Origin of the sequence: Streptomyces sp. NBC_00193, assembly GCF_026342735.1 — a bacterium.
Lineage (GTDB): Bacteria > Actinomycetota > Actinomycetes > Streptomycetales > Streptomycetaceae > Streptomyces > Streptomyces stoeckheimensis.
This window is the reverse complement of sequence record NZ_JAPEMM010000002.1, coordinates 689136-703049: the sequence shown is the minus strand read 5'-3', so window position 1 is coordinate 703049 and position 13914 is coordinate 689136. Positions and strand designations below refer to the sequence as shown.

Genomic DNA, 13914 nt, shown 5'->3' with positions numbered 1-13914 from the left:
TCGGTGGCGGTCGGGCCTGCTCCTAGGATCTTCGGATGACGGATCCTCGCTACCCCGCCAAGCCCCGCCCCGGAGACCGCGTCGCGGTGCTCTCCCCTTCGGCCGGTCTGCCCGAGCTCTTCCCGCAGCCCTACGAGCTGGGGCTGCGCAGGCTCCGGGAGGAGTTCGGCCTGGAGCCGGTGGAATACCCGACCACCCGGAAGATGAGCGCGACGCCCCGGGAGCGGGCCGCCGACCTCCACGCCGCCTTCGCCGACCCCGAGATCAAGGCCGTCATCGCCAGCATCGGCGGCGACGACCAGATCACGCTGCTCCCGCACCTCGACGCCGATCTCCTGCGCGCCAACCCCAAGCCGTTCTTCGGGTACAGCGACAACACCAACCTGCTCCTGCACCTCAGGAACCTCGGGCTGGTCGCCTACCACGGGGGCTCGGTGATGGTCGAGCTCGGACGGCCCGGCGCCATGAACCCGCTCACGGCCGAGTCCCTGCGCGCGGCCCTGTTCACCTCGGGTGAGTACGAGCTGACCGCCGCCGGAGCCAGCGGGGACGTCAACGGCCCCTGGGACGACCCGCGCACCTTCGACGCCGAACCGGATCTGGAGCCCGCCGGAGGCTGGACCTGGCACAACGCCGACCGGGTGGTCGAGGGCGACGGCTGGGGCGGAAACCTGGAGATCCTCTCCTGGCTGCTGATGGCCGACCGCGCGGTGCGGCCCGTCGAGGAGTACGCCGGCGGGGTGCTCTTCCTGGAGACCTCGGAGGACATGCCGAGCGCCCGTGACGTCTACTGGATCCTGCGCAACATGGGGGAGCGTGGACTGCTGCGGCAGTTCCCCGCCTTTCTGATGGGCCGGGCGAAGAGCTGGTCCTTCGAGAACCGCTTCGACGCCGAGGAGCGGGAGCGCTACCGCCGTGAGCAGCGCGAGGCGGTCCTGCGGGCCCTCGGCGAGTACGCACCCGACACCATGGCCGTCTTCGACGTGGACCTCGGGCACACCGACCCGCAGATCGTGATCCCCGTCGGGGGCCGGATCCGGGTGGACGGCCCGGCCCGCCGGATCTTCGTCACGTACTGATCCCGCCGAACTCGCCGAACTCGCCGAACTCGCTGAAGTCGCTGAACTTACTGACGAACATCCCTCCGCAGTAGGTCCGTTGGGGTTCCGTCGTCCGGGTCCGGGGTGACAATGGGGCTCCCACGGGACGTGTTGGGGGCGGCATGTCGGCGTTGCTCTTGAGGGGATCCGGCCGGGCGAGGGGCTGGGCCGGATACCTCGGTTCGGTAGGGCTCGGAGCAGGTGCGGTGGCGCTGGCGGCGGTGTGGACCTCGGGGCCCTGGGCCGCCGGGATCGGCGCGGCCGTCACCACGCTGTCCGGACTCGCCGCCGAGCTCATGCGGCCGTCCGGGGAGGGCGCCGACCCCCGGACCGCCGGGGAGGTGCTCCGTACGGCGGCGGGCCGGATCCCGCTGCTGCGCCGCGTGGACCGCCCCGAACTGGCCGGGGCCCACCCGGCCGAGGCGCCCGCGGCCCCGCCCGCGTACATCCGGCGCGACGCCGAACCGGGGCTGCGCGCAGCCCTGGAGCAGAGCCGCTTCGTCCTCGTGGTGGGAGAGTCCACGGCGGGCAAGACCCGGCTCGCCTACGAGGTGGCCCGCAGCCGCTACCCGCGGCACGCCTTCGTCCGCCCGCTCTCCCGCGCCGCACTGCCCGAAGCGGTGCGGATCGCCGGGCGGCGGCGCCGCGCCGTGCTGTGGCTGGACGACCTGGAGGACTACCTCGGGGCGGGCGGCCTCAGCACCGCCCAACTGGCCTCCCTGCGAACGGCGGTGGTCATCGCGACCATGCGGGTCCAGGAGTACCGGCGCTACGACGCCCGTGAGGAGAGCCGGCTCACCGGCTCCGACCGGGACGCCTGGCGGGCCCAGCGCGACCTGCTCCACCAGGCGGTGGTCGTCAGGCTGCCCCGGCACTGGTCCCGGGCGGAGCGCGGCCGGGCCGCCGCCCACCGGGGCGATCCGCGGATCGGGGCCGCGCTGCGGGCGGGCGAGCGGTTCGGGGTCGCCGAGGTGCTGGCGGCCGGTCCGGAACTCCTGGCGGCCTGGGAGAACGCCTGGGCCCCGGGCGCCAATCCGCGCGGCGCCGCCGTGGTCGCGGCGGCGGTGGACTGCCGCCGGGCCGGACTGCGCCGCCCCGTGAGCCGCGCGTGGCTGCGCGAGCTGCACGCCCCCTACCTGGAGGCCCGGGGCGGAGGGGACCTCCAGCCCGAGCCGTTCGCGGAGGCGATGGACTGGGCCTGCGCCGCCGCCTACGCCACGAGCGGGCTGCTCATCGGCAACTTCGGGGCCGGATTCACCGCGTTCGACTACCTGTTGAACGCGCCGGGCAACGGCCCCGTGCCCGACCACCTGTGGCGCGGGCTGCTGCCCCTGGTGGAGCCCGCCGACGCCTACGACATGGGGCTCGTCGCCCATCAGGAGGGCCGCCTCGCGCGGGCCGTCGAGGCCCTCGGCCTCGCCTCGCGCGGCGGGGTCCCCGGCGCCGAACTGCCGCTGGCCATCGCCATAGGAGACTCCGGGAAGCCGCGCCGGGCCGCCGCCGATCTCGCCGGGATCGCCCACCGGCGCGCCGGCCGGCTCGGGCCCCGGCACCCCGACACCCTGGCAGCGCGGCATCAACTGGCCTTCTTCGTAGGAGAGTCCGGGAACCATCTGGCCGCCGCGGCCCAGTTCGCGGAGCTGCTCGTGGATGTCACCGACGTGCTGGGGCCCGACCATCCGGACACCCTGGCGGCCCGTCACCAGCTGGCTTACTTCACCGGAGAAGGCGGTGATCACCGGTCGGCCGCCCGGCTGTTGGACCTGCTGCTGGCCGACCGCTTACGGGTCCAGGGCGCCGGGCATCCCCAGGTGCTGGCGACCCGGCGCAGCCTGATCTGGTTCCGGACCGGGGAACCGGAGGCCGCCGAAGCCGAGTTGGGGCGCCTGCTGGCCGAAGCCGAAGCCGCCGAGGGGATCGGGCCCGACGACCCGCACACGCTCGCGGTCCGGAGCAGCATGGCGGCGCTGGCGGCCCGCGCGGGGCGCACCGCCGAGGCGGCCGAGGCCTGGGCGGAGCTCACCGCCGACCGGACCCGGGTGCTCGGCGAGGACCATCCGCACGCGTTCTACTCCCGCCTGGAATGGGCCCGCGCCCTGCTCGCCCGGGACCGGGCCCCCGAGGCGGCCGCGGTACTGACCGGCGCCCTGGCGCGGGCCGAGTCCGTCCTGGAACCGGGCCACCGGCACCTGCGGACGGCCCGACAGCTGCTCGCCCGGGCCACCGACCGGGCCCCGACGGCGGACTAGGCCCCGCCTCCGCCATGGCCTACAGCAGCGGGGCCAGTGCCCGGGTGGCCGCGAGCAGGGCGGGTGCGTAGGCCTCGATCTCCGTGCGGGAGACCAGGAATGTGACGGTGGTGATGCTGACGCCGCCGATCGGGCGGCCCCCGGTGTCGAGGATCGCGGCGCCGATGCAGCGGATGGTCGCCTCGTTCTCCTCGTCGTCCAGGGCGAACCCCCGCTCCCGTACGGCCGCCAGCTCCGCCTCCAGGTCCTGCGGCGTCGTGAGCGTGTTCGGCGTACGGCGCGGCAGCCCGGCCGAGGCGACCAGCTCGCGGGCCTCCGCCCCGGGCAGGTGGGCCAGGATGCTCTTGCCGATCGCGGTCGTGTGCAGCGGCATCCGCATGCCGACCCGCGAGGCGGTCTGGAAGGGCTGCTCGCTCTCCAGCTTCCGGATGTAGGTGATGGTCTCCCCGCTGTGCAGGGCGAGATGGACCGCCTGCCCGGTGGCCTCCTGCAGTTCCCGCAGGATCCGCTCGATGCTGGCCGGCTCCCCGCCGGCGACCAGGGCGGACAGCGCGCGCAGCCGGGGGCCGACGCCGTAGCGGCTCTCGCCCTCGGAGCGTACGAAGCCCTGCTCGATCAGCGAGGCCAGGATGCGGAAGGTGCTCGACTTCGGCACGGCCGCCGCCGCCATGACATCGGTGAGCCGGTGCGGGCCGCCGGGCGCGGCCACGGCCTCCAGGATCCGCATCGACTTCTCCAGCGCCGTACCCGCGGCGGAGGTCCGGCCGCCGCGTGCCGTGCCATCGGCTTCTGCGTTCTCGGGCCGTCCATCCATGGACAAGGGACCTCCAGGGGTGGGTATGGTCTGCACCAGTAGTTCCGGTACACGATACCAAGTTCCACTACGTGGAACAAATGGAGGGTCTCTTGTCCTGTCACCCGTACGCGGCCATCACCGCGCAGCGACTGCTGCCGGTCCTGCGCAACGCCGACGCGGACGAGGCCGTCCGCCACACCACCGCCCTGCTCGCCGCAGGCTGCCGCGCCGTCGAACTCACCACCTCCACCCCCGGCTGGGCCGAGGCCGTGGCCCGCACCGTGCCGCTCACCGACGCGCAGGGGCGGCCCGCCCTCATCGGCGTCGGCACCGTCACCACCGCCCTGGCCGCGCGGACCGCGCTCGACGCGGGCGCCGCCTTCCTCGTCTCGCCCTACCCGGCCCCCGAGGTCCGCGAGGTCGCCGAGGAGCGCGGGGCCGTCTTCATCGAGGGCGGCTTCACCCCGGGGGAGATCGCCTCGGCCGTACGGTCCGCCGGCGCGGCGAAGGTGTTCCCGGCCCACGTGGGCGGCCCGCAGTTCATCCGCTCCCTCAAGGCCGTGCTCCCCGAGGCCCTCATCATCCCGACCGGCGGGATCGCGCCCGGCGAGGTCCGCGACTGGCTCGCCGCCGGGGCCGCCGCCGTCGGGATAGGCAGCGGCCTGCCCGCCGACCCGGGCGAACTGGCCGCCGTCTTCGCCGACCTCGCCCAGCCCTGCTGCGGCGACTGCGCGGGCACGGAGCGGCGTCCGTGACCGGGGCCGGGAACACGAGCCGGAGCACGTCCGTCCCGCAGGGATACGACGTCCTCGTCCTCGGCGAGGTCCTCGTCGAGATCCACGCCGAGACGGCCCTGCGGGACGCCGCCGACGGCACCCCCGCCCGCGTCTCCTTCTCCGGGGACGCCCTGAACGCCGCGGCCGCCGCCGTCGCAGCCGGAGCCCGCACCGCCCTGCTCGCCGTCGTCGGAGACGACGAGCTGAGCGTCCCGCTGCTGGCCCGCGCCGCCGGACTCGGCGTGGACGTCTCCCACGTACGCCGCTCCCCGCGCCCGAACGGCGCCTACCTGCTCTGCGCCGACACCGAGGGCGACCGCGCGTTCGTGTACTGGCGCACCGGCAGCGCCGGCTCCACCCTCTCCGTGGAACACGTCGAGTCCTGGCGGGAGTTGCTGACGGGCTCCAAGGCCCTCATCACCAGCGGCATCACCGGCGCCCTCTCGCCGAGCAGCCGCGAAGCCGTCCTGCTCGCGGCCCGGACCGCGCACGAGGCCGGCGGGCACCTCTCCTACGACCCCAACTTCCGCTCCCGGCTCACCAGTCGGGGCGAAGCGCGCACCCTCCTGGCCCGCATCGCCCCGCTGGCCGGGCTGCTGAAGACCTCCTGCCCGGCCGACGCGCTGGCCCTGGTCGGCACCGACGACCCGGCCGAGGCCGCCGCCCGCTACCGGGCCCTGGGCGCCCGTACCGTCGCCGTCACCGCGGGCGCCGACCGGCTGCTGCTGGACGACGGCACGCAGCCGGCGTACCTGCCCGTCCCGGTCAACCCCGACCCGGTCGACGCGACCGGCGCCGGGGACTGCTTCACCGGCACCGCCACCGCCCGGCTCGCGCTGGGCGACACCCTCGCGGACGCCGTCGCCCACGCGATGGCAGCCGCCTCCCTCTCCGTGTCCGGCCGCGGCGGCACCGGACGCATCCCCGATTTCACCGAGACGGCAGCCCTGGTAGCCGCGCACCGCGCACACCTCCGCGGCACAGGACCGGCGAGGACATGACCGGCCGCCGCCGGCGCACCGGGGGCTACCCGGCTGCGAGCAGTGCGGTGTCCTCTGCCGACAGCCGCAGCGCGCCGGCGGCCACGTTCTCGTCCAGGTGCTCCGGGTTCCCGGTGCCCGGGATGGCGAGGACGTGCCCGCCCCGGCTCAGGGTCCACGCCAGGCGGAGCTGGGCCGGGGACACGCCGTGGGCCCGCGCGAGATCGCGTACCGCCGGGCCCTCCTCGGTCACCCCTCCGGCCTCCTTGCCCGCACCCGCGATCGCGAAGAAGGGGACGAAGGCGATGCCCTGCTCGCCGCACGCGTCGAGGAACGCGTGCTCCTCGGCCGGCGAACCGATCCCGTACGCGTTCTGTACGCAGACCACGGGAGCGATGGCCTGCGCCTCGGCGAGGTGGTCCGGCCGTACGTTGGACACGCCGAGGTGCCGGATCAGTCCGGCCGTGCGCAGCTCGGCGAGCGCCCCGAAGTGCTCGGCGATCGAACCGGTCGTCGCCTGGCGGGGGGCGCGCAGGTTGACGACGTCCAGGTGGTCGCGGCCGAGCTGGCGCAGGTTCTCCTCGACCTGTCCGCGCAGCTGCTCGGGCGTGGCCCACCACCACTCGCCGGCGGCATCGCGGCCCGGCCCCACCTTGGTGGTGATGACCAGCTCGTCGGCGTACGGGGCGAGGGCCCGGTTGATGAGCTCGTTGGCGGAGCGGGTCGCGGAGAAGTAGAAGGCGGCCGTGTCGATGTGGTTGACGCCCAGTTCGACGGCCCGCCTCAGCACCCCGGTCACCCGGTCGCGGTCGCTGGGGGAGCCGTCGGCGAGGTGCGTGAGGCGCATCGCGCCGAACCCGATGCGGCGGACCGGGAGGTCGCCGAGGAGCCAGGTGCCGGAGTCGACGGCGTTGATCTTGTCGGAAGTCATCAGGTGAGGGTAGCGGGGTCGGTGACCCAGCCCGCGAACAGCACGAGACCGGACTCCCGGTCGACGGCGAGGAAGCCGAAGGGCCGGTCCACCTCGAACTCGGCCTGTCGGACCCGGTACGACCGGGTCCTCGCGGCCCCGCGGAACATGCCGACGGCGGTGACGGCCGCGGCCTCGAACCCCTCCGCGTGGAAGCGGGCCACGGCCGACTGGCGGGCGGAGCGGACCGCGAGCGGGACGGAGGAGATGCCGGGGAAGTAGCCGGGGGCGGCGGCTGCGGAGGCCGCGGAGACGAGCCCGAACGACTCGGCGTGCTCCAGCAGATCGTGCTCGGCGCGGATGTCGAAGGCCACCGTGCCGATCCGGGCCACGGGGTCGGGGCTGGTCGACTCCACCGTGCGCAGCGACAGCCCGGGCCCCGCTTCGCCGTCGGGAAGCTCCCTCGCGGTCGAGGAGGCGAGCGCGCCGGTGACCTCGGCGATCCCGGTCGTCAGGACCTCCCCGGGCGCGGCCCCGGGCTCACCGAGCAGCAGGTGCACGTCCGCACCGCGGGCACCGGACGCGCCCGGTACGTGAAGCAGGGTCACCGGTCCGGAGGGCCCGCGGGCCACCCGGATCCGCTCGGGGAAGGCGTGGCTGACGGTCAGCCCGCGCAGGGAGCGCCCGCTCCACGGGCCCTGCGACGGCTGCACCGGCCGCTCGGAGAAGGGTCGCTCCCAGGTCAGGTGCAGCGCGAGCGCGGAGGCGAGGACCAGCTCGACGTGCGGGCCCACCTCGACCGGCATCTGCTCGATGAGGCCGTCGGTGCGTTCGGCCGCCCAGGCGTCCAGGGCCTTGCGGTCGGTGTCCTCGTCGCCGGTCAGGACGGACCGGGTCCCGGCGGGGAGCCGGGCCGCCCAGGCCGCCTCCAGCGGGAGGTCCCGCCGCGCCCACAGGCCGGCGGCGGCGCGCAGGCCCCGTACGCCGTCCAGCGCGGTCAGCAGCTCCCGGGCTGCTTCCGCCGCCGAGTCGGCGGGTATGCCGAGGGCTTCCGCCAGCTCGGTACGGGCCTGCCCGTCGGCGCCGTCCGCGAGCAGGGCCAGCAGCGGCCAGAGCCCGGCCGCCGTGAACACCGTGCCTACGGCCGCGTCCGCGGACCGCGCCGACCATCGTGCCGCCCACCGTGCCGTCAGGCGGTTGACCGCCTCCACCGTCGAGTTGTCCATGGGGCCGAGCGTACGGGGAAGGGCCGGGCGGAGCGGGAGCGGCTCAATCCCGTTCCTCGGCATCGAGCTTCGCCCAGGCCTCCGCCTCCTCCGCCTCGTGATCCCACTCCTCGGGCGGGAGGGCGTCCGCCACCCAGCCCGCGGCGAGCACCAGGCGCGAGGTCCGATGGACGGCGAGGAAGCCGAAGGGGCGGTGGAAGGCGACCTGGGCCTGTCGGACGCGGTACCTCAGCCGGGGCATCGCGCAGCCGGCGGCAACCCCGATCGCCGTCACGGCGGCGGCTTCGAAGCCCTCGGAGTGGAAGCGCGCCACGGCCGACTGCCGGGCGGTGCCGACGGCGAGCGGCTCGCCGCTGATGCCGGGGAAGTGGCCGGTCCGGGTGTCGGAGGCGCTCTGCAAGCCGAACAGCGCGGCGGGGTCGAGGAGATCGTGGGCCGCCGTCACCTCGAAGGCCACCGTGCTGACGTTCAGCCGGTGTTCACGGCGTTCCGAGAGGACGCTCCCGATGCGCAGTCCCGGTCCCGGGTTCCCCTCGGGCAGCAGGCTCGCGTCCGTGGACGGGATCGCCCGGGTGACGGCCGCGATGCCCGCCTGGAGGGTCCGGCCCGGCGTGGCCTGCGGCTCGCCCAGGACGAGGTGGACGTCGACCCCGCCGTCGCCCACCACCTCCAGCAGGGTCACCGGGCCGCCGGGCGCCCGGGCCACGCGGACCCGGTCGAGGAGGGTCGTACTGCGGCTCAGGCCCTGCACCTCCTGCCCCGCCCAGGGGCCTTCGTCGATCTCGGTCGTCCAGGCCTCGAAGGGCTGGATCCATCGCGTGCGCAGGGTGAGGGCGGAGGCGAGCACGAAGCGCGTCTCCTCGTCGACGGGGATCGGCATCCGCTCGATGAGGCCGTCGGTGCGTTCGGCCGCCCAGGCGTCCAGGGCCTTGCGGTCGGTGTCCGCGTCGCCGGTGAGGGCGCCCCGGGTCCCTGCGGGGAGCAGGGCCGACCACGCCTCCTCCAGGAGGAGGTCCCGCGCGGCCCAGAAGCCGGTGGCGGCGCGCAGGCCCCGTACGGCGTCCATGGCGGTCAGCAGCTCCCGGGCGGCCTCGGCCGCCGTGTCGGCGGGTATGCCGAGGGCTTGCTCCAGCTCGGTGCGGGCGGGGCCCGCGGCGCCGTCGGCGAGCAGGGCCAGCAGCGGCCAGACCCCGGCGGCGGTGAACACCGTGCCTGTTCCGTCCGCCGCGTGCCCGGCCCAGTGGGAGGTGAGCGCGTTGACCGCTCGTACCGTCTGCGTCTTCATGCGGGGAGCGTAAGGGTTGGGGCGCCGCCGGGACGGGTCGTTTTCCGCGGCCCGGCGGCGCTGTTCGGGGGCGGGGCCGTCAGTGGCGTCCGCGCAGGCCCTCGTCGACCGCGGTCATCAGCTCACCGTCGTCTGTGTCCGCGTCCAGCGACCAGAACATCGCGCCGCCGAGGCCCTCTTCGCGGATGTAGCGGGTCTTGGTGCGCAGCACCTGCGGGTCGTCGTACGTCCACAGGGTGGTGCCGTCGAACAGCCAGGCACTGCCGTTGCGGCGGTCGCGGTGGAGCTTGTACGTACCGGACGCCGCGAGCTCCTTGAGCTCCTTGTAATCCGCGTACCCGGAAGCCCACTTGGCCGGAGCCGGACCCGTCGCGGGCTGCCCCATGCCGTCCCCGCCGCCGCTGACTCCGGTCCAGCCCTGCCCGTAGAACGGCATGCCCATCACGAGCTTGTGCGCGGGTGCGCCGCGCCGCTCCCAGGCGTCCACGGTGGCGTCGACGCTGAAGTCGTTCCGTGCGTACAGCGCGGACTGCTGGGCGGTGGTGGCCTCGCCGGAGACGTGGAAGTCGTAGCCCTGGAGGGTCACGAAGTCCAGGTCGCGCATGATCCGGCGGACGTCGAAGCCCGCGTCGATCTTGGCTGGGGCGGTCGGGACGAACGCGGACAGCTCGTACTTCGCCTTCCGCTTCTGGCTGCGGGCGTAGTCGTCGAGCTGCGTGCGGAACTCGCTCACCAGCGCGGTGAAGTTCTTCTTGTCCTCGGGGCGGTAGGTGGTGTCGGTGTCGCCCGAGGAGCCGGGCCACTCCCAGTCGAGGTCGATCCCGTCGAAGAGGCCGGCGGCCGAACCGGCGCCGCCGCGGCTGCCGTCCTGCGGGAGGTTGCCCTTGATGTACAGGTCGATGCAGGAGGAGACGAGGGCCTTGCGAGAGGCCGGGGTGAGCGCGGCGTCCGAGAAGTGCGTGGACCAGCTCCAACCGCCCAGCGAGATCAGCACCTTGAGGTTCGGGTGCTTGGCCTTGAGCTCGCGGAGCTGGTTGAAGTTGCCGGCGAGCGGCTGCACCCAGTCGTCGGCGACGCCGTCCACCGAGTTCTCGGCGTCCAGGGGGCGGACGTAGTCGGCCCAGGCGTCGGCCTCACCGGGGATGTTGCCGGTGAAGCACTTGCCGTCCGCGCTGATGTTGCCGAAGGCGTAGTTGATGTGCGTGAGCTTGCTCGCGCTGCCGTTCTTCTCCAGGTCCTGGACCTGGAAGTCCCGTCCGTAGACGCCCCATTGGGTGAAGTAGCCGACCTTCTTGTACGAGCGGCCGTGCCCGGAGTCCTCGTGGCCGGAGCCGTCGTGGGCGGGGGCGAAGGCGGTCAGCAGGGAGAGGGAGCAGGCGGCGACTGCCAGCCTGCCGAGCATGCTGCGGCGCATGGGCTTCCTTTGCGGATGCGGTGAATGGTGCCGGGGCGCGTGCGCTGTGCATGCGGAAACTATTGGTCTGGACCAGAGTGGGTCAAGGGGGCGGGGCAAGTCGGTGCGGACGGGAGGGTGTCGGGGGTGCGCCCGATGCGGGGAGCGGGTCAGGCAAGGCTCCACTGGGCGACGTCGTTGGCGAGTCCGCCGTCGAGGGCGAACTGGACCGCGGCGAGGCCCGCGTCCCGCGGCAGCCGGAAGACGACGAGGCCGGTCGCCCCGGATCCGGGGTCGAGGGTGACGGTCTCGGGGAAGACGGCCCCGGCCACCCCGGCCAAGCCCGCCACGCCGGGATCCGTCGACGGGCCCAGGCCGGTGAAGCGGTGCCCCTCGGCATCCAGCAGATGAGTGGCGGCGGCCGGGGAATCCTCGTACACGGCCGTCCCGGTGTTCTCCAGGCGCAGCTGTACGGAGACCAGCCGGTCCGCGTCGTCGGGCGCGGGGCCCGCCGGGTCGGCCACGCGCACGAGGGTCGCGTCGAGCCGCGCGCCGGGGGCGGTTCCGGTGAGGGACACGGTCTCGCCGGAGCTGTCCGGCCCCGGACCGGTGCCGGAACTCGGGGGCGCGGGACCGAGAATCAGGGCGGCGACCGTCAGCATCGCGAGGGCAGCGAGGGCGGCGAGGGTGTGCGGGCGTCGTCGTCCGGCGGGGCCCGACCGGGCCGCCCCGTGCCGGTCGGAACCTGCCGTCGCCGCACCACTCGCCACCCCGTCCACAATCCCACGATCCTCCGCGGAGGCCGGGCGCGCGACCCGCGCCGACCAGGCTTCCTGAGCGCCCTGAGCGCCCTGAGCCTCCTGGGCTGCGGGGGCTCGTAGGCTGGGCCGCATGCTCCATCTCTCATCGGAGGACCCGCTCGCCGTAGCCGTCACGGCCGCGATCCGGGGCGGCGACCTGGACGGACTCCGGCGCCTGCTGGCCGCGCACCCCGGGCTGGCGGGGAGCAGGATCGTGAAGCGGGGCGAGGCGGCGGGGGAGCGGAGCCTGCTCCACCTCGCCGTGGACTGGCCCGGCCACTACCCGCGGACCGCGGAGGTGATCCGCACCCTCGTCGCCGCCGGAGCCGATCCCGGAGCCCGCTTCGTCGGCGCGCACCGGGAAACCCCGCCGCACTGGGCCGCGAGCAACGACGACGTCACCGCGATCGACGCCCTGGTCGAAGCCGGGGCCGACCTCGAGGCCCCGGGCTCGGTCCTGGGCGGCGGCGCCCCCCTGGCCGACGCGAGCGGCTTCGGCCAATGGAGGGCGGCGCGCAGACTCCTCGAACTCGGAGCCCGCCCCACCCTCCAGGACGCGGCCACCCTGGGACTCCTCACCGCGGTCGAGGACTCCGTAGAGGCGGGGGCGGATCAGGATGAGATCACCAGCGCCTTCTGGGGGGCGTGCCACGGGGGCCAACTGTCCACGGCGCAATACTTGTTGTCTCAAGGAGCGGACATCAACTGGATCGGCCACGGCGGCCGGACCCCACTCGACATGGCCCTGACCAGCGAAGACAATCCGCTCATCGACTGGCTCACATCGGCGGGCGCCCGCACGCGGGAAGAAATTCTCAATGGGTGACCACCGAATTCAGTGGATCTTCGGAGTGCGGCATGGCATGGTTGGTCTCACCGAAGGGGCGTAGCTCAGTTGGTAGAGCACCGGTCTCCAAAACCGGTTGTCGTAGGTTCGAGCCCTGCCGCCCCTGCAAGAGCAAGCAACAGGTGAAAACCTGTTCCAAGCCCCCCGGCCGTGATCGGCCGGGGGGCTTCTTCGTACCGGGAATCCAGTGGGTCAGGATGGTGGCCTGGCGCGGGTCAGGCCGGGTATGTCGGCGGGGAACGCCTTGCCATCGGTGGTGTTCACGGCTGTTGTGCGGACCGCGCCAGAGCCCGGCCGGCTACCGGCCGCGGACCGGGCCGCAGCAGGATCCTCCCGATGAACCGGCCAACACCCCAGCTGACTGGACGCGCAGGACGCCAACTACCCTCCCCCCGGGGCAACCAAGCGGTTGTATGGGTATCGGGGATCTGTTGATGGGCGCAAGCACCTCCAAAGCGGGCAGAAGGCGTACGGCCGCCGCCATCGTCTTCGCTGCTGTCCTGGGCACCTCGGCTCTGCCGACCGTCGCACTCGGATCGGCGGCCGCCGCAGAGAATCCGGCGCCGCTCGCCGAGTACGTGATACCCGGGCGGACGACCGCGGACCTGGCAGCGCGTGCCTATCTGGCGACGCAGTCGGGCTACCTGATGCAGGGAGCCACCTCGGAGGCGTTCGTCTGGCGCGCCTACGGGAGCACTCGGGCCACCGAATTCTCCGTGATACCCGGCCGGCAGCCGTTCGAGGCGGGCCCGAACACCATCGCCGTGACCCGGTGGGACCTCTCGGACGACCATGTGGCCTTCCGTGACATGCGGGACGGATCGACCAAGACCATCACGCTCCCGGAAACCCAGTCATTGAAGGCAGTGGTCGGCGACGCACTGCTCACGCTGAGCTTCTCCGGGGATCCGGGCTGGCACTGGCTGACCCTGGAGAACGGCAGTCTGGTCGACCGGCTGATCGCCGGGGTCTCCACCAGTTCATACGTGGACACCAGTAGTGCCGCAGGCGCCTTGCTGCTCTCTTCGGGCGTCGGTGGGCAACGGACCTGGCTGGCGCCGGGCAAGGACGCCCGACCCGCCCCGCCCGGGGCCCGGGTCAAGGGCGACTGGCTGGTCCGGCAATCCATCTCGCAGTCGACCACCACCACGATCGAAGCGAAGGCCTGGGACACCAGGGGGTCCCTGGCCGAGTCGGACGGGAAGTCCTTGACGTGGGAAGCCGAGCCGAACTCCGACTCGGGACCCACCGTCGGTGGCGTGGTGGCGAACGAACTGCTGGTGCACGAGTCCGGAGGCCTGTTCGCTCGGCCCTTGAACGGGGGTCCTGCCCGCAAGCTCCTGAACAGGACGGGTTCCGCGCTGTTCCCGGTGATCGGGGACCGCCTCGTCGTCGACGGCGGGAACACGGCCCTGAGCAGACCATCTACGCCGTCCAGGTGGGCCAGGACGGCAAGTCCGCAGCCGTGCCGCAGTGGGACGCTCCGCCGCTGAAGATCTCGTTGTCGAACATGAGTATGGAGAACGGACGTCTCCATACTGTCGACCACACC

Annotated in this window: 12 protein-coding genes and 1 tRNA gene; 7 read left to right on the top strand and 6 right to left on the bottom strand. The window is 73.6% G+C overall.

The features are described 5' to 3' along the window. Positions 1 to 35: 35 nt before the first annotated feature. Positions 36 to 1079: a S66 peptidase family protein gene (locus tag OG898_RS31245; protein ID WP_266961511.1), complete on the top strand. Its 1044-nt coding sequence runs from the start codon at positions 36 to 38 to the stop codon at positions 1077 to 1079. 227 nt (positions 1080 to 1306) lie between these two features. After that, a complete protein-coding gene (locus tag OG898_RS31240) occupies positions 1307 to 3349 on the top strand; it encodes a tetratricopeptide repeat protein (RefSeq protein ID WP_266961509.1) in 2043 nt (680 codons plus the stop codon). Positions 3350 to 3368: 19 nt separating this feature from the next. Here the strand turns inward: OG898_RS31240 and OG898_RS31235 are convergent, their stop codons facing one another. Beyond that, on the bottom strand, positions 3369 to 4163 hold the full coding sequence (locus tag OG898_RS31235) for an IclR family transcriptional regulator (RefSeq protein ID WP_266961507.1): 795 nt from the start codon (positions 4161 to 4163) through the stop codon (positions 3369 to 3371). 92 nt (positions 4164 to 4255) lie between these two features. On the opposite strand from OG898_RS31235, the gene OG898_RS31230 reads away from it, so the two are divergent. Together OG898_RS31230 and OG898_RS31225 are read left to right on the top strand one after the other, a co-directional pair. Continuing rightward, positions 4256 to 4900 (top strand): bifunctional 4-hydroxy-2-oxoglutarate aldolase/2-dehydro-3-deoxy-phosphogluconate aldolase, encoded by a 645-nt coding sequence (locus OG898_RS31230; protein WP_250738069.1) that lies wholly within the window; start codon positions 4256 to 4258, stop codon positions 4898 to 4900. Then, positions 4897 to 5922 (top strand): PfkB family carbohydrate kinase, encoded by a 1026-nt coding sequence (locus OG898_RS31225; RefSeq protein ID WP_266961504.1) that lies wholly within the window; start codon positions 4897 to 4899, stop codon positions 5920 to 5922. The genes OG898_RS31230 and OG898_RS31225 overlap by 4 nt, the downstream gene beginning before the upstream one ends. Before the next feature lie 25 nt (positions 5923 to 5947). On the opposite strand, the gene OG898_RS31220 is transcribed toward OG898_RS31225, so the two are convergent. The 5 genes from OG898_RS31220 to OG898_RS31200 form a co-directional block, all read right to left on the bottom strand. Then, positions 5948 to 6832 (bottom strand): aldo/keto reductase, encoded by an 885-nt coding sequence (locus tag OG898_RS31220; RefSeq protein ID WP_266961502.1) that lies wholly within the window; start codon positions 6830 to 6832, stop codon positions 5948 to 5950. Beyond that, a complete protein-coding gene (locus tag OG898_RS31215) occupies positions 6832 to 8037 on the bottom strand; it encodes a serpin family protein (protein WP_266961500.1) in 1206 nt (401 codons plus the stop codon). Before OG898_RS31215 ends, OG898_RS31220 begins: the two co-directional genes overlap by 1 nt. 43 nt (positions 8038 to 8080) lie before the next feature. Then, on the bottom strand, positions 8081 to 9322 hold the full coding sequence (locus OG898_RS31210; protein ID WP_266961498.1) for a serpin family protein: 1242 nt from the start codon (positions 9320 to 9322) through the stop codon (positions 8081 to 8083). 79 nt (positions 9323 to 9401) lie between these two features. Continuing rightward, on the bottom strand, positions 9402 to 10736 hold the full coding sequence (locus tag OG898_RS31205) for a glycoside hydrolase family 18 protein (protein ID WP_266961496.1): 1335 nt from the start codon (positions 10734 to 10736) through the stop codon (positions 9402 to 9404). A 149-nt stretch (positions 10737 to 10885) separates the two neighbouring features. Further along, a complete protein-coding gene (locus OG898_RS31200) occupies positions 10886 to 11485 on the bottom strand; it encodes a hypothetical protein (RefSeq protein WP_266961494.1) in 600 nt (199 codons plus the stop codon). A 121-nt stretch (positions 11486 to 11606) separates the two neighbouring features. On the opposite strand from OG898_RS31200, the gene OG898_RS31195 reads away from it, so the two are divergent. From OG898_RS31195 to OG898_RS31185, 3 genes are all read left to right on the top strand, one after another. Continuing rightward, on the top strand, positions 11607 to 12341 hold the full coding sequence (locus OG898_RS31195) for an ankyrin repeat domain-containing protein (RefSeq protein ID WP_266961492.1): 735 nt from the start codon (positions 11607 to 11609) through the stop codon (positions 12339 to 12341). 54 nt (positions 12342 to 12395) lie between these two features. Continuing rightward, positions 12396 to 12468: transfer RNA gene (locus OG898_RS31190), tRNA-Trp, on the top strand. A gap of 328 nt (positions 12469 to 12796) precedes the next feature. Further along, on the top strand, positions 12797 to 13855 hold the full coding sequence (locus tag OG898_RS31185; protein ID WP_266961490.1) for a hypothetical protein: 1059 nt from the start codon (positions 12797 to 12799) through the stop codon (positions 13853 to 13855). Positions 13856 to 13914: the final 59 nt, after the last annotated feature.